Origin of the sequence: Ralstonia sp. R-29, assembly GCF_049913345.1 — a bacterium.
Classification (GTDB): Bacteria; Pseudomonadota; Gammaproteobacteria; order Burkholderiales; family Burkholderiaceae; genus Ralstonia.
Genome location: NZ_CP184378.1, coordinates 407,001 through 429,494, shown reverse-complemented (window position 1 = coordinate 429,494; position 22,494 = coordinate 407,001). Strand labels below are relative to the sequence as shown.

The 22,494-nt window shown below is 64.4% G+C and carries 20 protein-coding genes; 12 read left to right on the top strand and 8 right to left on the bottom strand.

Annotated elements, in window-relative coordinates; all coding sequences use genetic code 11:
* Nucleotides 1-15: 15 nt before the first annotated feature.
* The 4 genes from ACN9M1_RS19160 to ACN9M1_RS19145 all read right to left on the bottom strand — a co-directional run bounded on the left by ACN9M1_RS19160 (nt 16) and on the right by ACN9M1_RS19145 (nt 5,422).
* Nucleotides 16-1,557, bottom strand: coding sequence for a methyl-accepting chemotaxis protein (locus tag ACN9M1_RS19160; protein ID WP_426400140.1), 1,542 nt, complete (start codon nt 1,555-1,557; stop codon nt 16-18).
* Between the two features lie 156 nt (nt 1,558-1,713).
* Complete coding sequence (locus tag ACN9M1_RS19155; RefSeq protein ID WP_426400139.1) at nt 1,714-3,132, bottom strand: PAS domain-containing protein; 1,419 nt, start codon at nt 3,130-3,132, stop codon at nt 1,714-1,716.
* 43 nt (nt 3,133-3,175) lie between these two features.
* On the bottom strand, nt 3,176-4,201 hold the full coding sequence (gene galE / locus ACN9M1_RS19150) for a UDP-glucose 4-epimerase GalE (RefSeq protein ID WP_426400138.1): 1,026 nt from the start codon (nt 4,199-4,201) through the stop codon (nt 3,176-3,178).
* A 219-nt stretch (nt 4,202-4,420) separates the two neighbouring features.
* Nucleotides 4,421-5,422, bottom strand: a complete 1,002-nt coding sequence (locus ACN9M1_RS19145) for a tyrosine-type recombinase/integrase (protein WP_426400137.1) — start codon at nt 5,420-5,422, stop codon at nt 4,421-4,423.
* A gap of 72 nt (nt 5,423-5,494) precedes the next feature.
* On the opposite strand from ACN9M1_RS19145, the gene ACN9M1_RS19140 reads away from it, so the two are divergent.
* From ACN9M1_RS19140 to otsA, 4 genes are all read left to right on the top strand, one after another.
* Complete coding sequence (locus tag ACN9M1_RS19140) at nt 5,495-5,671, top strand: hypothetical protein (RefSeq protein ID WP_426400136.1); 177 nt, start codon at nt 5,495-5,497, stop codon at nt 5,669-5,671.
* A 104-nt stretch (nt 5,672-5,775) separates the two neighbouring features.
* Nucleotides 5,776-7,812 carry an FAD-dependent oxidoreductase gene (locus ACN9M1_RS19135; RefSeq protein ID WP_426400135.1) on the top strand — a complete coding sequence of 679 codons (2,037 nt, stop codon included), beginning with the start codon at nt 5,776-5,778 and terminating at the stop codon, nt 7,810-7,812.
* Nucleotides 7,813-7,995: 183 nt separating this feature from the next.
* Complete coding sequence (otsB, locus tag ACN9M1_RS19130; protein WP_426400134.1) at nt 7,996-8,796, top strand: trehalose-phosphatase; 801 nt, start codon at nt 7,996-7,998, stop codon at nt 8,794-8,796.
* Nucleotides 8,793-10,196 carry an alpha,alpha-trehalose-phosphate synthase (UDP-forming) gene (gene otsA, locus ACN9M1_RS19125; protein WP_426400133.1) on the top strand — a complete coding sequence of 468 codons (1,404 nt, stop codon included), beginning with the start codon at nt 8,793-8,795 and terminating at the stop codon, nt 10,194-10,196. Before otsB ends, otsA begins: the two co-directional genes overlap by 4 nt.
* Here otsA and ACN9M1_RS19120 read toward each other — a convergent pair whose 3' ends face one another.
* The 3 genes from ACN9M1_RS19120 to ACN9M1_RS19110 all read right to left on the bottom strand — a co-directional run bounded on the left by ACN9M1_RS19120 (nt 10,197) and on the right by ACN9M1_RS19110 (nt 14,093).
* Entirely contained in the window at nt 10,197-10,964 is a 768-nt protein-coding gene (locus ACN9M1_RS19120) for a Mut7-C RNAse domain-containing protein (protein WP_426400132.1), read from the bottom strand.
* A 72-nt stretch (nt 10,965-11,036) separates the two neighbouring features.
* Nucleotides 11,037-13,322: an ATP-binding protein gene (locus tag ACN9M1_RS19115; RefSeq protein WP_426400131.1), complete on the bottom strand. Its 2,286-nt coding sequence runs from the start codon at nt 13,320-13,322 to the stop codon at nt 11,037-11,039.
* Nucleotides 13,323-13,349: 27 nt separating this feature from the next.
* Nucleotides 13,350-14,093 (bottom strand): response regulator transcription factor, encoded by a 744-nt coding sequence (locus ACN9M1_RS19110; RefSeq protein WP_426400130.1) that lies wholly within the window; start codon nt 14,091-14,093, stop codon nt 13,350-13,352.
* 225 nt (nt 14,094-14,318) lie between these two features.
* Here ACN9M1_RS19110 and ACN9M1_RS19105 point away from each other — a divergent pair, with 225 nt between their 5' ends.
* The 8 genes from ACN9M1_RS19105 to ACN9M1_RS19070 all read left to right on the top strand — a co-directional run bounded on the left by ACN9M1_RS19105 (nt 14,319) and on the right by ACN9M1_RS19070 (nt 22,105).
* Nucleotides 14,319-15,179: a flagellin gene (locus tag ACN9M1_RS19105; protein ID WP_426400129.1), complete on the top strand. Its 861-nt coding sequence runs from the start codon at nt 14,319-14,321 to the stop codon at nt 15,177-15,179.
* Between the two features lie 145 nt (nt 15,180-15,324).
* Nucleotides 15,325-16,170 carry a FliM/FliN family flagellar motor C-terminal domain-containing protein gene (locus ACN9M1_RS19100; RefSeq protein ID WP_426400128.1) on the top strand — a complete coding sequence of 282 codons (846 nt, stop codon included), beginning with the start codon at nt 15,325-15,327 and terminating at the stop codon, nt 16,168-16,170.
* 6 nt (nt 16,171-16,176) lie between these two features.
* Complete coding sequence (gene fliN, locus ACN9M1_RS19095) at nt 16,177-16,518, top strand: flagellar motor switch protein FliN (protein ID WP_366171225.1); 342 nt, start codon at nt 16,177-16,179, stop codon at nt 16,516-16,518.
* Entirely contained in the window at nt 16,515-17,279 is a 765-nt protein-coding gene (fliP, locus tag ACN9M1_RS19090) for a flagellar type III secretion system pore protein FliP (protein ID WP_426400127.1), read from the top strand. The genes fliN and fliP overlap by 4 nt, the downstream gene beginning before the upstream one ends.
* Before the next feature lie 16 nt (nt 17,280-17,295).
* Nucleotides 17,296-17,568, top strand: coding sequence for a flagellar biosynthetic protein FliQ (locus tag ACN9M1_RS19085; protein WP_104654340.1), 273 nt, complete (start codon nt 17,296-17,298; stop codon nt 17,566-17,568).
* Nucleotides 17,569-17,578: 10 nt separating this feature from the next.
* A complete protein-coding gene (gene fliR / locus ACN9M1_RS19080; protein ID WP_426400126.1) occupies nt 17,579-18,370 on the top strand; it encodes a flagellar biosynthetic protein FliR in 792 nt (263 codons plus the stop codon).
* A gap of 505 nt (nt 18,371-18,875) precedes the next feature.
* On the top strand, nt 18,876-20,018 hold the full coding sequence (flhB, locus tag ACN9M1_RS19075; RefSeq protein ID WP_426400125.1) for a flagellar type III secretion system protein FlhB: 1,143 nt from the start codon (nt 18,876-18,878) through the stop codon (nt 20,016-20,018).
* Nucleotides 20,015-22,105, top strand: coding sequence for a flagellar biosynthesis protein FlhA (locus ACN9M1_RS19070; RefSeq protein WP_426400124.1), 2,091 nt, complete (start codon nt 20,015-20,017; stop codon nt 22,103-22,105). The genes flhB and ACN9M1_RS19070 overlap by 4 nt, the downstream gene beginning before the upstream one ends.
* Before the next feature lie 151 nt (nt 22,106-22,256).
* Here the strand turns inward: ACN9M1_RS19070 and ACN9M1_RS19065 are convergent, their stop codons facing one another.
* Nucleotides 22,257-22,469 carry an EF-hand domain-containing protein gene (locus ACN9M1_RS19065; RefSeq protein WP_426400123.1) on the bottom strand — a complete coding sequence of 71 codons (213 nt, stop codon included), beginning with the start codon at nt 22,467-22,469 and terminating at the stop codon, nt 22,257-22,259.
* Between the last annotated feature and the right edge of the window lie 25 nt (nt 22,470-22,494).

The window sequence follows — 22,494 nt, the reverse complement described above, 5'->3', positions numbered from 1 at the left end:
TGGGCGTACGCGCGGTTATACCTGGAAGCGCCCCACCGCCGTGCGCAGGATTTGCGCCTGCTCCTCCAATGACAGCGCCGCCGCTGCGGCCTGTTCGACCAACGCCGCATTCTGTTGCGTCACCTCGTCCATCTGATTGACGGCCTGGTTGACCTGTTCGATGCCCGAGCTCTGCTCATCCGACGCGGCCGAAATCTCGCCCATGATGTCCGTCACGCGCTTGACCGCGGTCACCACCTCCTCAATCACCGCACCCGCTTCCTGCACCAGCGCCGAGCCGTTCTGCACACGGCCTACCGAATCGCCAATCAGTTCCTTGATCTCCTTGGCCGCACCGGCCGAACGCTGTGCAAGGCTGCGCACTTCGCCTGCCACCACGGCAAAACCTCGGCCCTGCTCACCCGCACGGGCGGCTTCCACGGCGGCATTGAGCGCCAGGATATTGGTCTGGAACGCGATGCCCTCGATCACGCCGATGATGTCGGCGATCTTCTTGCTGCTCTCGTTGATGCCCGACATGGTCTCGACCACACGGCCCACCACCTCGCCGCCCTTGACGGCGATGTCCGAGGCGTTCACCGCCAGCGTGCTGGCCTGACGCGCGTTGTCGGCGTTCTGCTTCACGATGCTGGTCAGCTCTTCCATGCTGGAGGCGGTTTCTTCCAGCGAGCTGGCCTGCTGCTCCGTACGTTGCGACAAGTCGGCATTGCCGGCAGCGATCTGCTTGGTTGCACTGGCAATGGAATCGGCCGAGGTCTTGATATGGGTAATCGTGCCCGTCAGCTCGCGCTGCATCTGTGCCATGGCGTAGAGCATGCTGTCCTGATCGCCCGTACGCGTCTGCACGTGCATGGCGAGATCGCCTTTGGCGATGCGGGTGGCAATATCCGCCGCGTAAGCCGGCTCGCCACCCAATTGACGCTGAACACCACGCGTGACCGTGACCACCACGAGCGTCATCAGCAGCCCCACCCCGACCAGCAACCCGAGCGCCTGCGCCAGTGAGGCGTGGAACGCTGCCTCAACGTCGTCGATATACAGACCGGTGGTCATGGACCAATCCCACGGCTCGTAGTAGGCCACGTAGGTCAGCTTGGGTTCAGCCTTGTCGCTGCCGGGCTTCGGCCAGAGATAACGCACGAACCCGCCACCGGCCTTGGCCGTGCGCGCAATATCCGCGAACAGGTGCGTGCCGGCAGGGTCGGTGACGGCCGACATGTTCTTGCCGACCATCTCCGGCTTGAACGGGTGCATGACCGAGACGGTGTCGCTGTGCGACAGCGAGAAGTAGCCGTCGGTGCCGTAGCGCATGTCCTTGAGGCGGGCCATGGCTTGTGCCTTGGCCTCGTCCACCGACATCTTGCCCTCCTGCGCGAGTTGGGCGTACTCCTTGATCACGCTGAATGCCGTTGCGCTGACGTTCTGGAGATCGCGTTGCCGCTCCTCCATGCGCACCATGCGCGCGCTCCATGCGCTCCACAACGCGATCACCAGCAGACATGCCCAGCTCAGGACGAGCGGCAGCCACAGCTTCTGTCGAAGCGTCAGTCGATTCATCTTCCTTCCCTCCATGCGTTTTTGTGTCCGCGTCGTGCGCGGTGCTCCCCGGCGCGATTGCACGCGCTCTCTATGCGCTATCGGGCAGATGGAAAGGAAACTTGAATGCGCGTAGGGCTGACGGCCTCTGGCGCGCGATTGACAGCCTTGGCAGCTTTAGCGCAAGGCGTGGGGATTGATGCTGGGCAATGCCGCGTCGGCGGGGGGCGCGGGTTCGGTCACAACACGCGTTGGCGTTGGTTGTTGCTCCTGCTCCAGCGGCGACCACGATTCCCACAGTCCCTGGCGTCGGACGACCTCGGGCGCAGCCGAAGCCATGGCGACTTGTGATGAGGCAACGTCCGCCCCAGGGAGCTTTTCTGCCTTTTCAGTCTTTTCGGCGACGAGCTCGACATGCGAGCCGGCCATGCGCACCGCACGACCGCCGGCATCGCGCGACGCCACGCCGTGCGCCACTATCTGGCGATAGCTGCCGTCCTTGTGCCGCATGCGGAACTGCGCCGTGTAGGCTGGCGCGCTGCCATCCACATGGGCCTGAATACAGTTGAGCACCATTGGCAGATCGTCAGGATGCACCAGGCGCAGATATTCGCTGGTGCTCGGGCCAATCTCCTTGAGCGAGTAACCCAGCATGGCGGCAAAGCGCGTAGAAAACTGCGCGCTGCGCGTCACCAGATCGAACTCCCACAAGCCCACGTCGGCGCCGTCCAGCAACAGCTGATGGCGCGCCGACAGCTCAGCCTCGCGCTGGCGATAGCTTTGCTCCAGGTCGTTGAGCGCCTGCATGGTTTCTTTGCGCCGGCGGATTTCACGTGCGGTGACAGCAGTGGCAGCATCACCCGCCGCGCGATCCCGATAGCCCAGCAGGTAACCGGCTAGCACGGAAGCAACCGCACCCAATACCACCAGCCCTTGCAGCCATGCCGGCGCGCTCTGCGCGGAAGCTGGTGCAATGTTGGCCAATGATGCGGCGTACACGGCGCCGACCGCCAGCCCCATGCCGAGCAGCACGCTCACAAACAGGCTGACGGTCGGGCGACGCGCCGCCACACCCGATGCGCCCGAACGCGCCGTGAAGGCAAACTGCAACGCAGCAGCACAGGCGATGGCCGACAGCGCCATGACGATGCCGAACAGCCCCGCATCCTGCAATGCAACCGACTCAAAGCGTGCCACACCTGCGAGCAACAGCACCGTCACCGGCCCGCTCATACTGAGCAGCACGCCTAGCACCAGCGCGCGCACCGTCCCCGAGCGACCGCCCAGCACGCACCACAGCGCCGCCACTGCCAGGCTCCAGGCGAACGCGGCCAGCGCCATCACGTAGGGTGCCGTGTCTTCTTGCAGGGGCCAGCGGCCGATTAACGGCAGCAACGGCACCGTCCACAACGCGATCGCCGAGAACAGCGCTGTCACGACCAGCGGCAAGCGCGAGCGCATCGCCGTCGCGCTGCGCAGACCGTCCAGCAAACGCAGCAACAGGTTGCCCGCGCCGCATGCCACGATCAATGGCAGCAGCGCGCCAACCAGTGCACTAACCAAGTGATCAAGATGATCGACAAGCGCCACGTTCACTGCAGGAGGTCTCCGGTGTCGGATGCGTCAGAAAACCAATGCATCAGCCGCGCGTCTGAAAACCTTCGGGGTTCATGCTTTGCCAGCGCCACGAGTCTTCGCACATGCGCTCGATGCCGTACTGTGCGCGCCAGCCCAGCAGCGTCGCGGCGAGGGCCGGGTCGGCATAGCAGGCGGCAATATCGCCAGGGCGGCGATCGACGATCTGATACGGAATCGGGCGGCCGCTGGCGCGCTTATAGGCTTCCACCACTTCCAGCACCGAATAGCCGCGGCCCGTGCCGAGGTTGACCGTGAAGCCACGGCCATCGCGGCGCAGTGCATCCAGCGCGGAGAGATGCCCGCGCGCCAGGTCCACCACGTGGATGTAGTCGCGCACGCCGGTGCCGTCTGGCGTGGGCCAATCGCCGCCGTAGACGGACAGTTTCTCGCGCTTGCCCACGGCTACCTGCGCCACATACGGCATCAGGTTGTTGGGAATGCCGCGCGGGTCTTCGCCGATCAGCCCGCTGTGGTGCGCGCCCACTGGGTTGAAATAGCGCAGATGGGCGATCTGCCACGCGGCGTTGGAAATCTCCAGATCGCGCAGCACCTGCTCGCCCATCACCTTGGTCTGGCCGTACGGGTTGGTGGCGGACAGCGGAAACGATTCAGTAATCGGCACCGTATGTGGATTGCCGTACACCGTGGCCGACGAGCTGAACACCAGCTGGCGCACATTCGCATGGGCCATGGCGGCGCACAGCGTCACCAGCCCGCCCATGTTGTTGTCGTAGTAAGCCAGCGGCTTCTGCACCGACTCGCCCACCGACTTGAGCGCCGCAAAATGGATGACGGCCGAGATGCGCGTGCTGGCAAATAGATCGTCGAGCAGGCGGCGGTCACGCACGTCGCCTTGCACAAACTTCGGCGTCTTGGCGGTGATCTGCTCAATGCGCGACAGCACCGTCGAGCTGCTGTTGCAGAGGTTGTCCAGCCCAATCACCTGATAGCCCGCATCCAGCAGTTCAACCCAGGTGTGCGAGGCGATATAGCCGGTGGCGCCGGTCAGCAGAATGGTTTCGGTCATTGGGTGCGAGGTATCGAGGAGGAAGAGAGTTCTATCGTGCCGGTTCGAACGCGGCATCGCGTTGCACCGCACCATAGCCACCGGCGCGATGAAACAGCGCGATCATAGCAAAGCACCGCATGGATTTGCGGGCGATTTGCCGCAAAAACGTGCAGAAAAACGGCGCGCTGAAACGGTGTCTGTGCTGGCAACCCGTTGATTGCCCGATGGGCGGTCCGATCAGTCGCCCGATCGGAGGTCCACCCGGCCGTCCGGGTGAGCAGCGGCCTGCCAATCAGCATAAGCAGCACGCAAACGCCAGGCCGAGGTCTGGTCACGCAGGCCCAGCGCGTACCCCACTTCAGCGGGGGCGGCTCCGGCATCGAACAACGCGGCCGCGTAGCCATTGCGCAGCGTCTGCGGAGAGAGCCGTTCGCTGCGGTGCGTCAATGCGGGCAGCGCCGCAAGCCAAGCCTCTACCCGCCGATAGATGGAGGCCGCATGCATGACCCGCCCCCCTGCGTCGGCCACGAACACGCGTTCGCCTTGCACCTCAGCATGTCGACGTACCGCCAACCACGCCGCCAGCGCAGGGCGCGCCGCCTCCAGCAGTGGCGCCTGATACGCCGGGCCGCGCACGGGCTCCACGGTGATGGTCTCCAGTGCATCCCCCACCTGGCGGAGCAACAGCGACTGCACCTGCGCCACCTTCAACCCCGCGCCATGGCACACCGCCACCAAGGCCCGGTCGCGTGCCAGCTTGAAGGCGCTGGCATTGGCTGCCGCCTCATTTCCGCCGGCACCCACCTCCAACGACACCTCGATGGCCTCCCGCTCGGCCACGGAAAGAAACGTGGTCGGGTCGTTTTCGCCTTCCGCCAATTTTTGCTGCACGACCGAGCTGGCCGGGTTGTGTGTACCCGTGCGCAACTGCTCGATCTGGTGGAAAACACGCTCGATCAGCCGGGCATACCGGTAGCGGTGCAGCTTGGTCAGGCCTGATTCGTCAAGGAAGGCGGCAATGTCGCCCGCGCTCCAATCGGCCAGCGCGCGCTGGCGCGACTCGGCCCAGCGCAGCCATTTACCCCACATCGCGCGGTACACCGTCGCAGACGACTCGCGGTAACCGCGCACCGCCAGCCAGTGTTCAAAGGCTTGCGCGGGCTGGTCTGCCCAGTCTTGCAGGCTGGGCTGGAACAAATCGGGAACCGGCGTGGCGGGCGGCGTAAAGGCTGGCGGCATGCAGGAAAAACGGGCGGGCGATGTCGTTTCGCGTATCCTGCCGAGCGTAACACGCCATTAACTGACCCCATCGTGAAGAAAACCGACCTCGAAAAACTCAAGGGCCTGAAGATCGCCAACAACCTCAAGCGCGACAGCCAGCGCGCCGGCAAGCCCGGCCAGGGCAGCGGCAAGGCCATCCCCAAGAACAACAAACTGCTGAAGGCGCTGCTCGGCAAGCCCGCCGAAGACGACTCGCAAAAGTCCTGACGTCCTGACGCGCATCCCACATCTCTAGAACCCTGCCCTGTTGTTCCAACGGGCGCTTGGGTGCTACCGTCCGGCGCGTTTCCACATCACGTGATGCGCCGGATATGCCCTCCCCCTACCCCCACCTGCTTAGCCCCCTCGATCTCGGCTTCACCACGCTCAAGAACCGCGTGCTGATGGGGTCGATGCATACCGGGCTGGAAGACGGCAATCACTTCGATCGCCTGGCCGCCTACTTTGCCGAGCGTGCGCGTGGGGATGTCGGCCTGATGGTGACCGGAGGTTTTGCGCCCAACATCGCCGGGTGGACCAAGCCGTTTGCCGGCCGACTGGCTACACACGGCGCGGCACGTCGCCACCGCGCCGTCACCCACGCCGTGCATGAGGAAGGCGGCAAGATCGCGCTGCAGATTCTGCATACCGGCCGCTACGGCTATCACCCGTTTGCGGTGGCGCCATCGGCATTACGCTCACCCATCAGCCCATTCACGCCGCGCGAGTTGTCGGCACGCGGCATCGAGCGGCAGATCCGCGCATTCGTGCGCTGCGCCCAACTGGCCCGCGAAGCCGGCTATGACGGCGTAGAGATCATGGGTTCCGAGGGCTACTTCATCAACCAGTTCCTCGTCACGCATACCAACAAGCGCACCGACGACTGGGGTGGCAGCTATGCCAACCGCATGCGCCTGCCGGTGGAGATCGTCCAGCGCACGCGCGAGGCGGTCGGCAAAGACTTCATCCTCATCTATCGCCTGTCGATGATCGACTTGATCCCGGACGGCAGCTCGTGGGAAGAAGTCGTGCAGCTCGCCAAGGCCGTGGAGCGCGCGGGCGCCACCATCATCAACACCGGTATCGGCTGGCACGAGGCGCGCATCCCCACCATCGCGACGAGCGTGCCGCGCGCGGCCTTTGCGTGGGTAACGAAGCAGATGAAGGGCGAGGTCGGCATTCCGCTGGTCACATCAAACCGCATCAACACGCCCGAAGTGGCAGAGGCTGTGCTGGCGGAGGGTTGCGCCGATATGGTTTCGATGGCGCGCCCGCTACTGGCCGACGCGGAGTTCGTGCGCAAGGCGGCCACGAACCGCGCGCAGGACATCAACACCTGCATCGCCTGCAATCAGGCGTGTCTGGACCACGCATTCAAGGCCAAGGTTGCGAGTTGCCTCGTCAACCCGCGTGCATGCCATGAGACGGAGCTTGTCATTCGCCCCACCCCTGCGAAGCGACGCTTTGCGGTGGTGGGCGCAGGGCCGGCGGGCTTGTCAGCGGCCATCACGCTGGCGGAGCGCGGGCATGCTGTCGACTTGTACGACGCCACACCGGAACTCGGCGGCCAGTTGAACATGGCCAAGACGATTCCGGGCAAGGAAGAGTTTCACGAGATGCTGCGCTACTTCACGCGCCGCGTGGAGGCGACGGGCGTAGCGCTGCGGCTGGGCACGCGCGTGGATGCGCAGCAACTGCTGGCAGGCCAATACGACGAGATCATCGTCGCGACGGGCGTGTTGCCGCGCAACCCGAAGATTCCGGGGCAGGAGCATCCGAGCGTGCTGTCGTACATCGACGTGCTGCGCCATCGCAAGCCGGTGGGCAAGCGCGTGGCGATTGTCGGTGCGGGGGGTATCGGCTTTGACGTGGCGGAGTTCCTCGCGCTCGATGGCCACTCGCCCACGCTGGATTTGCAGACGTGGCGCACCGAATGGGGCGTCGGTGACCCGACGCAGGTGCGCGGCGGTGTGGATGGCGTCCACCCGCAACCCGAGGCGCCAGCACGCGACATCACGCTGCTGCAGCGTCGCGCCGGCAAGCTGGGCGCCGGCCTTGGCAAGACCACCGGCTGGATCCATCGCACCAGCCTGAAAAACATGGGCGTGCGCATGGTGGGCGGCGTCAACTACGAGCGCATCGGCGACGAGGGCCTGCTGGTGAGCTACGGCGACAAACGCGAAGACGCAGAATGGCTGCCGGTGGACTCCATCGTGCTCTGCGCCGGCCAGGAGCCGTTGCGTGAACTGGTCGCGCCGCTGCAAGCGGGCGGCGCCAAGGTGCACATCATCGGCGGGGCAGACGAGGCACGCGAACTCGACGCCAAACGCGCCATCGACCAAGGCACACGTCTGGCCGCATCGCTTTGAGATTGCAGTGACGCCCACAGCGCGCGCGGTGTGAAGGAATTGCACCCCGCGCCCGTTTTTACAAGCCTCGCACCGCCCCGGCCCGCCGCGAATGGCGACATGACAAGGCGCTGACAAGACGCGGTGGGGCCGGCCCGGTTCTTGCGTGAAACAACGCATCACGCACATCCCCCATGAACCGGTTTGTCCAAACACGCTGCACCCCAGTCTTCCGCCAGCGCGGCGCCCCTGCCCCCGCTCGATCTCAACCGAACGGCATTCCTGCTCGACTTTGACGGCACGCTCGTCGACATCGCGCCGCAACCCGATGCCGTCCACGTGTCCGCGCCGCTGCGCGAGATGCTCGCCGGTCTGCATGCCGCCAGTGGTGGTGCGCTGGCCATCATCAGCGGGCGCACGGTGCACGACGTCGAAACACAACTCGCGCTGCCCGGGCTGGTGATTGCCGGTGTGCACGGCGCCGAACGGCGCTACGCCGATGGCCGCTTCGTCCGGCTCGACACCAACCCCGATGCGCTGGCCGAACTTGCACGCGAACTGCATACCGAGTTCACGCAGTTGGCCGCGGAATTTCCCGGTGTGGTGCTCGAGAACAAAGACATCGCGTTCGCGCTGCATTACCGCCATGCCCCGGATGCAGAAAGCGCCGTGCTTGCGCTGGGAGACCGAATCGCGCGGCGCCATGCAGACCACGTTCGGCTACAAGCCGGCAAGATGGTCGTCGAACTCAAGCCGCGTGGCGCCAGCAAGGGCGACGTGGTGCACACACTGATGACGGAGCCGCCCTTCATGGGCCGCCAGGTGCTGTTTGCGGGGGATGACCTGACAGACGAGAGCGCCTTCTACGCCATCAATGCGCTGGGTGGGTGGTCCATCAAGGTGGGCACGGGCCCGAGCCAAGCGCGCTGGCGCGTGCGAGACCCGGCGGCATTGCGGGCATGGTTGGGTGGGCTCGTTGCGGGTGCAGCGGAGCGTGCCCCATGAGCCGGCTCATCGTTGTCTCCAACCGCGTGGCGCCTGTGACCGAAGGCCAAGGCACGGCCGGCGGCCTGGCAGTCGGCGTGTTCGACGCGCTGCGCGAGACCGGCGGCGTCTGGTTCGGCTGGAGCGGCGAGACTGCGCCCACGGTTTCGCACGAACCGCATATCGTCAGCAAGGGCAATATCACTTACGCCACGGTGGGCCTGAACCGCAAGGATTACGACCACTACTACCGTGGCTTTGCCAACGCCACGCTATGGCCGACCTTTCATTACCGGGTGGACTTGTCGCGCTATCAGCGGCAGGAGTATCACGGCTATCGGCGGGTCAATGCGCAGTTCGCCCATCAACTCAAGGCGCTGGTGCAGCCCGACGACATCCTGTGGGTGCACGACTACCACCTGATCCCGTTTGCGGCGGAGTGCCGCGCGCTGGGCCTCACCAACCGCATCGGGTTCTTCCTGCACATACCGTTTCCGTCGCCGGAAATCCTGACGACCATTCCGCCGCATGAAGACCTGATGCGCGCGCTGTGCGCGTATGACCTGGTCGGCTTTCAGACCGAAACCGACCGCGTGGCCTTCTACGACTACATCGAGCGCGAGGCGCGGGGCTATATCGAGCAGAAGGAGCAGAACGGCCCCGTGCACGCCTATGGCCACACGCTGCGCGCGGAGGTCTACCCCATCGGTGTCCATCCGGACGAGATCGCGCAGCAGGCTGTGTCCTCGCTGGCGCGACGCAATCCATTTGCGCGCCACGCTGGCCTGCGCGCCGAGCCCGGCGGCCAGCCCAAGCTCATCATGAGCGTGGACCGGTTGGACTACTCCAAGGGCTTGCCCGAACGCTTCCGCGCCATTGAGCAATTGCTCGACGATTTTCCTGAGCACCGCCGGCACGTCACCTTCATCCAGATTGCGCCGACCTCGCGGCAGGATGTGCAGAGCTACCAGCAGATCCGCCAGCGGCTGGAAGCGGAATCGGGCCGGATCAACGGCAAGCATTCGGAGTTGGACTGGGCGCCCATTCGCTATATCAACAAGCAATACGAACGCCGCGTGCTGATGGCGCTGTTCCGCAGCTCGCAGATCGGCTACGTGACGCCGCTGCGCGATGGGATGAACCTCGTCGCCAAGGAATACGTGGCCGCGCAAGACCCGGAAGACCCCGGCGTGCTGGTGCTCTCGCGCTTTGCCGGTGCGGCGCGCGAGCTCGATGCCGCGCTCATCGTCAATCCGTACGACACGCGCGGTATGGCCGAGGCGCTGAACCGCGCGTTGACGATGCCGCTGGAAGAACGCAAGGCGCGCTACGCCCACATGATGGATCGGCTGCGTGTGGCGAATCTCACGGTCTGGCGGGAGCGTTTTATCGAAGACCTGCGTAACAGCCCGGCGCGGTAGTCACGCGCCAGCACTGCCGCTGTGCAGGATGCTCTCGCCAGCTTCGACGCCATCATCGGCGTCTGCCGCAAGCATGGCATCCAGAACCGAGCGCATGCGCGACCAATGCGAACCCGGCCAGTACACGCGTCGGCAGACATCGCAGGTACTGAACATGTGCTGCCGCTCCCGCACGCGCGGCGGCACGCTGGCGGCGGCCTCTTCCACGCTCAGCATGCGCAGTGGCACGTTGCACTCCAGGCAGCGCGAGAAAGGTTTAGCCCCCTCTGCCAACCGAAAGCGCATGACGATCTCGCGCATCTGCCCCTGCGGCTCCCGCGCACGGATGAACGCACCACGGCGAATGCCGCGCCGCTTGAGCAATTCGCGATCGCGCGAGAGAACGATCCAGTCTTCCGCCTGCGCCAGCGCTTCAATGGCCGCGTCGGCGTAGTTGTTGTCGTAGGCGGTATCAAAGCCGGCCATGCGCAACAGGCGTGCAGTCGCGCCAAGGTGGGCATCGCACAGAAAATGCAACGGCGCCGCCGGCCACGCAGGTTCCACACCGGCCACCGCAATGTGACCGTTAGGCGGCAGCATGCGCTCCACGGGGGCGGGCTCGCCGTCCACCAGTACCCGGCCGACCTCGGTATGCGGCACGCCAAGCGCCTCGATGGCGTGCTTGAGCGTGGCGCCCTCGGCCCAGGCGCGTGCAATGGTGTGCCCGCGCAGCGCCAGCGGCAGAAGCGGCGTCAGGTCGGCATCGAACGTGAGGGAAACGAGCGGCATGCCTGCCACGATACTCCGCAGCCGGGAAAACAGCGAATCGGCAGTGGCATCAACGTTTGGAGTGACCCGGGATCAGGCGTTGGATGGCCGCGGCAGGATCAGCGCAAACACGGTGCCGCGCCCCGGTGCACTGCGAACGTCAACCATGCCGCCGTGCCGCTCGATCACCGCCTTGACGAACGGCAGCCCCAGCCCCACACCGCCGCTGCCGTCGGGTTTGTGCTCGGCCTGAAAGAAGGGCTCGAACAAGCGGCGCACGGTTTCCTCGTCCATGCCAATCCCCTCGTCAATCACGCTCAGCACCAGTGCACCTTCAGCGCCGGCATCAATGGTGAGCCGCACCGCAGTGCCTGCGGGCGAATACTTGATCGCGTTGTCCACCACATTGACGACGGCACGCATGAGCATGTCGGCATTGCCGCTGACGATGGTGTCTTCCACGTTGAACATCGGCGCGTGCAAGACGATGCCCTTCTGTTCGGCCGCAAGCCAGCTCTGGTCGACCGCCTCTTCGGCCACTTCGCTCAACGCCACAGGTTCAAACTCGGCCCGGTCGAGCCGCTCCGCACGGCTTAACTGCATGAAGTCCTTGGCAATGCGTAGGGAGTACGAAGCCTGCTGGCGCAGATCGTTCAGAAAGGTGCGGTCCGACACCGTATCCGCATCGTCGCCATGCGCGCCGCCACGGCGGTCGATCAGCGAGAGGATGGCCGTCAGCGGACTACGCAGGTCGTGTGCGATGTGGCGCAGCATGCGCTTGTCGTGCGAGACGAGGTCTTTCACCTCGGTGATGTCGATCAGGCAAACAAGGTGCGATGTTTGCGCGAGTCCATCCCCGCCCTCCCCCTCGGGCGAGAGCGCATCGCACATGAGCATGTGGGTACGGCCACCCCAATCGATTTCTCGGATGGTATCGCTGCCTTGTTGCACGCTTTCCGCGACGAGCTGCTCCACCTGGGCCAGCGCCGGCGCAGCACCGTCGCCTTGTGCGCCGCTTTCCATCAGCGCCGCCGCTTTCGCGTTCCAGACCGCAACGCGGCCATCCATCGCAAGGAAGACCGGGTACGGCATCTGGTTGATCATGTCGACGTAGAGCTTCTGCCAGCCACGCACCTGTTGCAGGGTCGCCTTGATGCTGCTCAGTTCCCCGCCGGGCGCCACCTCGGCATCGGCCGCACGTTCCAACGGCCGGATCGACGCGGCGATCCCACGCCACTCAGACAGCTCGCTACGCAGCATCGACAGCATCCGCGCATGCCGCTCCCACGCAAAGAAGCCGTAGATGAGCAAACAGACCACCGGCAGCAAGCCCAGCGGCAGCCAGATGTGGAAGGCCAGCATGACCAGCGGCACGGCAAAGATCACCACGCCCCAGCCGAGCGCGGCCAGGTGCACGGCGCGCCCTGGCACCAGCACACAGATGAGCACGATGCCGAACGCCAACGCCAGATAGATCGCCACCTCAAGCCCAATCGGCGCCTCCCGCGCCACGTTGCCCGAAGCAATCGCATCGGCAATCAGGGCATCGAGCTGCGTCCGCGTGACCTCGTGCGCGTTGAGTGACGAGATCTGGAATGTTCCCTCGCCACGCCACGCCTGGTTGCCAACAAAGACCACCTTCCCCGCAAAGGTCTCTTTGGGCACGCGCTGATGCAGCACGTCGATATACGAATACTGCGGAAGGTTCATCGCCCTCGGCAGCATCGTCATCACGGCTTGCGTGCGCTCGTCGCTAATGGACTGCGCATACGGCTGCATGAACTTGGCGATGGGCAATCGCGGCTCAACGCCGGCAACGCGCAGTGCGTCGAGCGAGACGCTGCCATAGTTGAAACCCGCCGACGCGCGATAAGGCACGAACCCCGTCACCACGCCGTAATGGCCCACCGTGATGACCCGATGGCTGCGCGCAGCCGCCAGCGAACTGAGGGATTGCGGCAGCATCAGGTTGGAGCCGCCCGTTGCATCTTCCGCCACGCTCGGCACGATCAACAGCGTACGCGGATAGGCACGCATGCCCGCCTGGAGCGCCGAATAATCCAGCCCCGGCAGCAGTGGTAAATCGAGCGCGACACTGCGCGCCTCGCTCAGCGCATCGAGCAACTGCGCCGAGTACCCCGCTATGCGACGAGGGTCCAACTCGGCCACCGTCGCCTCATCAATGTTGACGACGACAACCTGCCCAGTGGAGCGATGCGCCACCACCTGCGCCATCGCATCGAACAGGACGCGATCCAGCGCCCCTGATACCACGCCGCTTCCCGGATGCCCGCTGGCGGCAGCCAGCATCACCATGACGACAACGAACAGGCCCCGCCAGGGGCCGAGCGACAGCAGACGGCGGATGAGCGAGGGCATCAGGCGAAAAGAGCGCGCTCTGGGCCGTCAGTCGAGATCGCTATCGGCCGCGTCTACAAGACGCTCGAGGCGATAGCCATGCCGATACACGCTTGAAATCCGCAACCCATGCGCACGCAGGCGCAGCGTGTTGCGCACCCGGGTGATGTAGGTCGCCAGCGTACCGACCTGCGAGGCATCCGTCTCGCCCCACACATGCTTGAGCAGCGCATCGCGGCTCACAACGCGGCCCGCGTGGTTGAGCAGGTACAAGGCGATGGCGAACTCGCGCTCGGGCAGCGCGATCTGCTCACCATCGGGCAGCGTTGCGGTGCGCGCAGTCTCGTCGAGCACGTAGCCGTCGAACCCCACCTGCTGCTTGCGCTGCGTCTCGGGGTAGTACTTGCGCAGTTGCGCGACGACACGGGCAACGAGCATGCGCTCGCTGGCGGGCTTGACAAGGTAGTCGTCGGCGCCGCTGGCCAGGCCGTGCAGGATGTCGCGCTCGTCGTCGTGCTGGGTGAGCAGCACGATGGGCAGCTCGTAGTGGATGCGCTTGCGCGTGGCGATCAGCACATCAATGCCGTTCATGCCCGGTACATCCCAGTCGAGCAGCAGCATGTCGACCTTTTCCTGGTCGATGCGCGCCATGAAGGCAGGACCGTCGTGCTCAACGATGACGTCATAGCCCGCCTTCTGGAGCCACCGCTGGACGGCTTCTGCTTGCGCGACGTTGTCTTCCAGGACAGCGATGCGCTTCTTCTCGGAATCGGTGGGCGTGGCCGTCGACATGGTGTGCGGAGTGCTTGGAGGCGTTTTTGAGGGACGTGCTAATCGTCACATTCCGTCAATGGTAGCAGTCTTGCCCCCTAAATCCAGCGTTCGAGCGCCTTGTCGGGGCACGAATATCCGAATCGATTTAACACCGCCTCCTTGCGTGCCGTCTTGAGCAGACGTGGCCGTCTGATGAACAGGCGGCAGCAGATACCCCCCAACTTAGAGTCAAGGAGCCGTACCATGCTGAGCCTGCACACCAACGCCGCTGCGATGAACATCCAGAAGGCCATCGGTAACAACCGTGCCAACCTGAACACCACCATGACCCGCCTGGGTACTGGCATGCGCATCAACTCGGCCAAGGACGACGCCGCTGGCCTGCAGATCGCTGTTCGCCTGCAAGCACAAACGCGCGGCATGGGCGTGGCCATGCAAAACACCCAGAACGCCTCGTCGATGCTGCAAACGGCCGACGGCGCGTTCAACGAAGTCACCAACGTGCTGTACCGCATGAAGGATCTGGCGACGCAAGCCGCCGACGGTTCGTCCAACGACGAAGACAAGAAGGCCATGCAGGCTGAGTACGATGCACTGGGCAAGGAACTCGCCAACATCATGGGCAACACGTCGTATGGTGGTGCCAAGCTGATCGGCGAAACCGGCAGCAAGCTGGCGGCAGCCGTGACGTTCCAGATCGGTGCTTCCGCCAGCGAAAAGATGGAATTTAACGTGTCGACCGAACTGGGCAAGGTGCACACCGACCTGAAAGCGGCCTCCAAGGCGTTCGGCGGTGCCACCGGCGACGACCTGACCGCTGGCACGGGCGCCAACGACATGATCGGCAAGCTCGAAGCGGCACTGTCCTCCGTCGGCGCAATGCGCTCGGCCATCGGTGCGGGCGAAAACCGCCTCGGCCACGTCTACAACAACCTGGGCAACATGTCGATGAACACGGCTGACGCTGAAGGCCGCATCATGGACGCCGACATGGCCACGGAAAGCGCCAAGATGAGCTCGCAGCAAGTGCTGATGCAAGCCGGCATGGCCATGCTCAAGCAAACCAGCAGCATGAACCAGATGGTGCTGTCGCTCATCCAGTAAGCGATTCCGCTCTAGATTGAGATTGACTGGCCGGTCCGCCACAAGCGGGCCGGTTTTTTTATGCGTTCAAGGTTTGTACAACCTTCTCCGTGATGTGGCGTCCACTGCCGACAATGGCGCCAACTCTTCAAACGGAACCCCAAACGTGTCGGCACTTTCCACTCCTTCCCGTAACGCCCGAGCCGCCACCCCAGTGGTGCTCGATCCGTGCACGCTGGGGCGTCCGTATCACTTGCTCGACGAAGTTCTGCAAGACATCAAGCGCAGAATTGATCACACCTTCCACGAACGCTTCAACCTGCGCCGTGGCACGAACTTCGTCACCTCTCACATCGCCATTGCGGCGATCCGCCCGCGGGACGCCGCCGACTGGCGCACTTACGCATCGGAGCACGGCCAGATTGCCGTGCGCTGCAATCGCACGCTGCTGCTGGCGCTGCTGGCTTGCCACTACAACACACCGCTCGATGAAGCCACGCTGGCCGCGCCCGGCCCGGAAACCGGCACGGAACGCCGCTTTGCCGCCCAGTTGGACGCCACGGTGCTCAGCGCCTTCGCCACAGCGGTGATCGGCGAGCAGACCCAAGCCTTTCCGCCCCTGGCCGACGCGCTGCCGTCGCCCACGGCTCGCACACTGCGCATCACCATTGAAGACCGCAGCCGCCACTTGCGCGGCGAACTGGAATTTGCACTGGACGAAGCGTGGCTTGCGCACCTGTTTGCCCGCCTCGATGCGCAACGTCTGCGCCCGACGCCGTCCGCCTCGGACGGCACGCCCGCCAATGTGCGCATCCCCATCACGCTGTCGGTGCGCATGCTGACCAAGGACATGCGCCTGGAAGACCTGCTGCGCATGGGCCCCGGCGACATCCTGCCCGTCCGGCTGCCCGATACCGCCGACGTGCTCGTCGACAACGTGCGCCTCTACCGCGCGGCCCTGGCCGAGCAGCAAGGCGCCATGTGGATCACCTCTTTCGAACTTGTGGAGTAACACGACATGACTGCCATCAACGATATCGACCTCTCCGCGCTGGACGACCTGGACCTGGGCGACGAGCCTCAGGCCACCGCCGAAGCTGCCGCCCCGCGCGACCCGATGCGCATGCTGCGCCGCATCCCCGTGCGCCTGACGCTGGAAGTGGGCGAAGCCACCGTGCCGCTGGCCGATCTGCTGTCGTACGAAGCCGGCTCCACGGTAGAACTCAACCGCCTGGCCGGCGAGCCGCTCGTCATCAAGGTCAACGGCACCGCCATCGGCACGGCGGAAGTCGTGGTCTCGGGCGAGCACTACGGCCTGCGCATCATTGAACTGGACGACCTGAGCTCGCTCACGTCATGAAACACCGCGCCCTCCTCGTCCGCCTCGGCACCTGGCTGCTCGTGTTTGCCGGCTTGGCGCTGGCCACGCTGGCCGTGCCCGCACTCGCGCATGCCGACACGCTGACGCTCGCCTCCAGCGGCCCGAAGGGTGAAGGCTTTACCGTCAAGACGCAGATCCTCGTGCTGATGACGCTGCTCGGGTTGCTGCCCGCGCTGCTGATGACGATGACGAGCTTCCTGCGCTACGTGGTCGTGCTGTCGCTGCTGAAACAGGCGCTGGGCCTGCAGCAAGGGCTGCCCGCGCGCATCGTCACCGGCGTCGCGCTGGTGCTCACGATGCTGACGATGCGCCCGATTGGCGAGGAGATCTGGCAGAAGGCCTTCGTGCCGTATGACCAAGGCAAGGTGAGCATGCAAGTCGCGCTCCAGACGGCAGAGAAGCCGCTCTCCAACTTCATGCTCGCGCAAACCAACAAGGCCACGCTCGCGCAAATGGCCAAGCTCTCGGGCACCGAGAAGATCGAGAAAGCCGAAGACCAACCCTTCCTGGTCAAGCTGTCCGCCTTCGTGCTCAGCGAGCTGAAGACCGCGTTCCAGGTGGGCGCGATGCTGTTCATCCCGTTCCTGATCATCGACATCATCGTCGCCTCCGTGCTGATGGCGATGGGGATGATGATGCTGTCACCGCTGGTCATCTCATTGCCGCTCAAGCTGCTGTTGTTCGTGCTGGTGGATGGCTGGTCGTTGACGGTGAACACCCTCATCACCAGTGTGAAGTGAACATAAGGGCCTTCTGATGCTGACCCCAGACCTTGCCGCCAGCCTCGCCATTGATGCGCTGCGCCTCGTGCTCGTCATCATCCTCGTGCTCATCACGCCGGGGCTGATTACCGGCGTGCTGGTCGCCATCTTCCAGGCCGCTACGCAGATCAACGAACAGACGATGAGCTTTCTGCCGCGCCTGGTCACCACGCTCATCGCGCTGGCGCTGGCCGGCCCATGGGTAGCTGACCGCGTGATGCACTACACGGTTGAGATTTTCGGCCGTGCCGCACAACTGGCCGGCTGATCAAGCACGCATGGAAGACGTCCTCATCCAGCTACTGCCACTCGCCAACGCGATCGTCTGGCCGTTCTGCCGGATCGCCGCTGCGCTGGCCGCAGCACCGATCCTGGGTGAGGTGATGGTGCCGATGCGCATTCGGTTGCTGGTGGCGCTCATCCTCGCACTCGTCGTGCAGCCGGGCATACCGACACCACCGACCATTGACCCGATCTCGCTGCAAGGCGTGGCGGCCATGGCCGAGCAGGTACTGATCGGCGGGCTGCTCGGCTTCATGTTCCACCTCGTGCTCTCTGCGCTGCAGATTTTCGGCACCATCGCCTCGTCGCAGATGGGCCTGTCGATGGCGCAGATCAACGACCCAATGAACGGCCAGATGGCCGACGTGCTGACCAGCGTGATGTACGTGGTGTTCATCCTGCTGTTCTTTGCGGTGGATGGGCACCTGATCCTCACGCACGTGCTGGCGCGCAGCTTTACGGTGTGGCCAGTGGGCAGCTTTGCGTTTGACCTGGCGGCACTCAAACACCTGGCGTTTGCGGTGGGCTGGATTTTCTCGGCGGCCGTGGCGCTGGCCTTGCCGGTGATGTTTGCCACGCTGGTCGTGCAAGTCGGCCTGGGCCTGCTGAACCGCGCTGCGCCCGCGTTGAACCTGTTCGCGCTGGGCTTTTCGGTGACGACGATGTTCGGGCTGTTGCTGCTGACGCTGCTGCTGCCCTCGCTGCCCGACCACTACGGCCGCATGGTGGAGCACGTGCTGGAGGTGTATGACCAACTGGCTCTACCGCCCGCGCCCGGCAAGGTGTGACGCGCCCGACACAGGCGGTGTGCGCACCGCTACGCTTCCCGGGCGGACCTCAGGGGGCCGACGGCGCACCTCAAAGCTCCGACTTCCGCACTAAAAGTTTCGAATCCGGACCTCTTGGGGTCCGTTCACGCGTCTCGAAGCATCGTGAACGCTTAAAAAAGCGGCATTGACGCTCCAAAAAGCAGCATTAACGGGCCTCCGAGGGTCGTGAACGCATCTCCGAGCCTCGTTAATGCTGCTTTTTTATGCATTAACGGTGCATCGGAGGTCCGTTCACGGACGAAAAAGTATCGAATCCGGGGTTCTGAACACCATGCACGGGCCTCGCAGGCCCAATGCCGCAGTTGCGCGGGCCGTTCAAGGTCTGTTCAACCTTCTCAACACCTCGCAACGACTTGCCGACAATGGCCGCAACTCACCCGAGGAGGCGATTGATCGTGTTCACCGTGCCCGTTGCGTTTGACGTGTCTGACGCACCCGCCCTGTTGGCCAAGGTGGCTCGCCCATGAGCCAGCAATCCAACAACGGCGACAAGACCGAAAAGGCCACCCCGCAGAAGCTGCGCAAAGCGAAGCAGGAAGGCCAGGTCGCGCGCTCGCGCGACATCGGTACCGCCGTGGGGATTCTGGTGGCGCTCAAGCTGATCATCGTGCTCGCGCCGGGTTGGTCCGTGGATCTCAAACGCATCTTCGCGCTGTCGTTTGCCGACCTGCATGGTGATGGTGCTCTTGGCAATGCCGGGTCGATGCTGTTTCCGGCCACCCTGCTGCTGATCGGCAAGATGCTCGCGCCGCTGGCGGCGGTGCCGGCGGGCATCGTCATCGCATCGTTGGTGCCCGGTGGCTGGGTGATGAGCCGCAAGAATTTCATGCCGAAGTTCAGCAAGCTGAACCCGATCGCCGGGCTCAAGCGGCTGGTCTCCCGCAAGCATTACATCCAGTTCGGCACGACGGTGCTTAAGGCCATCACGTTGATGGTCACGCTCTACGTGGTCTGCCGCATCAACCTGGATGGCTTTATCCGCCTGCAGGGCGCACCGCTCATGGATGCGCTGGCTGGCGGCGCTGATCTGTTCCTCACCTCCGCGCTCACGCTGGCGGGGGTGATTGCCGCGTTTGCGCTGATCGACGTGCCCATCCAATGGATGACGTTCATGCGCGAACAACGCATGAGCAAGCGCGACATCAAGGACGAGATGAAGCAGTCCGAGGGCAAGCCCGAGGTGAAGAGCCGCATCCGCCAGATCCAGCGCCAGATGGCGCGCAATGGCATGCGCAAGACCGTGCCGACTGCCGACGTGGTGGTCATGAACCCAACCCACTACGCCGTCGCACTCAAATACGACGAATCGCGCGCGCAAGCGCCGTATGTGGTCGCCAAGGGCATCGACGAGGTGGCGCTGTTCATTCGTGATCTGGCGAAGGAGCGCGGCGTGGAAGTGCTGGAGATTCCGCCGCTTGCCCGCGCCATCTATCACACCAGCCAGGTCAACCAGCAGATTCCGGCCGCGCTGTATCGCGCGGTGGCGCAGGTGTTGTCTTACGTGCTGCAGATCAAAGCATTCCGCAACGGCGGCCGTGGTGTCTCGCCGTCATTGCCCACGGGTTTCGATATTCCTGAACATCTACAAAAGGCTCCATCCCCATGAACTTGATAGCCATGCTCAAGCGCGCGAAGTTTGCCGCGCCGCTCGCCCTGTTCGCCATCCTGGCGATGGTGATCCTGCCATTGCCGCCGATGGCGCTGGACATGATGTTCACGTTCAACATCGTGCTCTCCATCGTGGTGGTCATGGTGGCGGTGACGGTGAAGCGGCCGCTGGATTTCTCGGCGTTCCCGACCATCATCCTGGCCGCCACGCTGATGCGGCTGACGCTGAACGTCGCCTCTACGCGCGTGGTGCTGCTCAACGGCCATACCGGCGGGAGTGCGGCCGGTCAGGTGATCGAGTCGTTCGCCAATGTGGTGATCGGCAGCAACTTCGTGGTCGGCCTGGTGGTGTTCGTGATCCTGATGATCATCAACTTTGTGGTGGTCACCAAGGGCGCGGAGCGGATCTCGGAAGTGTCGGCACGCTTTACGCTGGATGCGCTACCCGGCAAGCAGATGGCCATCGATGCCGACCTGAACGCCGGCGTCATCACGCAAGAGCAAGCCCAGAAGCGCCGCAAGGAAGTCACCACCGAAGCCGACTTCTACGGCGCCATGGACGGTGCATCGAAGTTCGTGCGCGGCGATGCCATCGCGGGCATTCTGGTGCTGATCATCAACCTGATCGGCGGCGTGGTGATCGGCGTGATGATGCACGGCCTGCCCACGGGCGAGGCGTTCCACAAGTACGCGCTGCTGGCCATCGGTGACGGCCTGGTCGCGCAGATTCCGGCACTGCTGCTCTCTGCCGCCGCGGCGGTCATCGTCACGCGGATCAACGACTCGCGCGACTTTGAAGAACAGGTGGGCCAGCAGTTGCTCGCCTCGCCGGTGGTGCTGTTCAGCGCCGCCGCACTGATGGCCGCGCTGGGCCTAATCCCGGGCATGCCGACGCTGGTGTTCCTTTGCTTTGCAGCCGTGCTTGGCTATGTGGGCTGGCGCATGTCGCAACGGCCATCGCCCGCTGAAGCCGCTGATGCAGAAGACACCGCCCGCGCCGTTGAGGCCACGCTGGCCGCCCCGCGTGAAGAGGCACTCGACTGGACGAGCCTGCCGTATGTGGATGCGCTGTCGGTGTCGCTGGGCTACAAGCTGGTGCAGATGGTGGACCGCGCGCAGGGCGCGCCGCTCGTGCGCCGTCTGCAGGGCACGCGCCAGAGCCTGTCGGAATCGCTCGGCTTTCTGCTGCCGCCCATTGGCGCGCGCGACGACATGAGCCTGCCGCCCGCCGGTTACGCGATCATGCTCAACGGCACGGCGCTCGCCCAGGCGCAAGTGCAGCCCGGCAAGCTGATGGCGATTCCGTCGCCCACCGTGTACGGCGAGCTGGACGGAACGCCAGGCGTGGACCCCGCGTACGGCATGCCTATCACCTGGATCGAACCCGAGCAGAAAGCCCACGCGCTGGGGCTTGGCTACCAGGTGGTCGACTGCGCCACCGTCATCGCCACGCATGCCGCCAAACTGGTGCGCGAGACCCTGCCCGAGCTGTTCAGCTACGACAACGTCACCGCCATCATCGAACGCCTGACGGGCATTGCCCCCGTGCTGGCCGATGCGCTGGGCAAGTGCCTATCGCACAGCCAGTTGCGCAAGGTGTTCCGTACGCTGCTGGCCGAGAACGTATCGATCAAGGACATCGAAACCGTGGCCTCCACGCTGGTGGAAGCCGCCGAGACCACCAAGGACCCGCTGCTGCTCGTGGCCGAAGTGCGCTGCGCGCTGCGCCGGCAGATCGTGTCGGGGCTGGGCAATCCGCAGGGCGCGCTGAAGGGCTTCAGCCTGACGGTGGAGCTGGAGAACATCCTGCTCGGCGCACTGAGCCGTGCGGAGCAATCCGGCACGCGTGCGCCGCTCGATAACTTCCCGGTGGAGCCGAACGTGCTTTCGCAATTGCAGACCCACATGCCCGCCGTTGCCGAGCAGATGAAGCAGATGGGTTCCACGCCTGTGCTGATGGTCGTGCCGCGTGTGCGACCGATGCTGGCGCGCTACGCCAAGCTGTTTGCGCCGGGGCTGGCGGTGCTGTCGTACAACGAGATTCCAGAGAACAAGGAAGTGAGCATTGTGGGGACGCTCGGCTAAAGGGCAGCGCGTGGACACGAAGCTTGGCCTCACTGACCACTGGCCGGCGCGCTGAACAGCACGCGAACATCAAAATGGCGCCACGTGGCGCCATTTTTTCTGAAGCCTTGAACCTCTGGATGTTGGGACGTTTGTCCCGCTTTTGGCCGCGTTAGCGCTCTGCCTTGGGAGTCATCGCGTGTTGGAACTCAGCAAAGCTGGTTTTCCCGTTGCGATTAGCATCGGTGTCCTGAAAAATGGTGGGAATGATTCTGTCGCTGGCGCCGGGATTCTGCTTTTTGAATAGAGTCGTGAACTGGTCAAGCGAGAGGAAACCATCTGCATCGGTCTCCGCTTCCTTGAACATCTCAGCATAGGTGGCCATGTGCGCCCCGACAGGTAACAGAGAA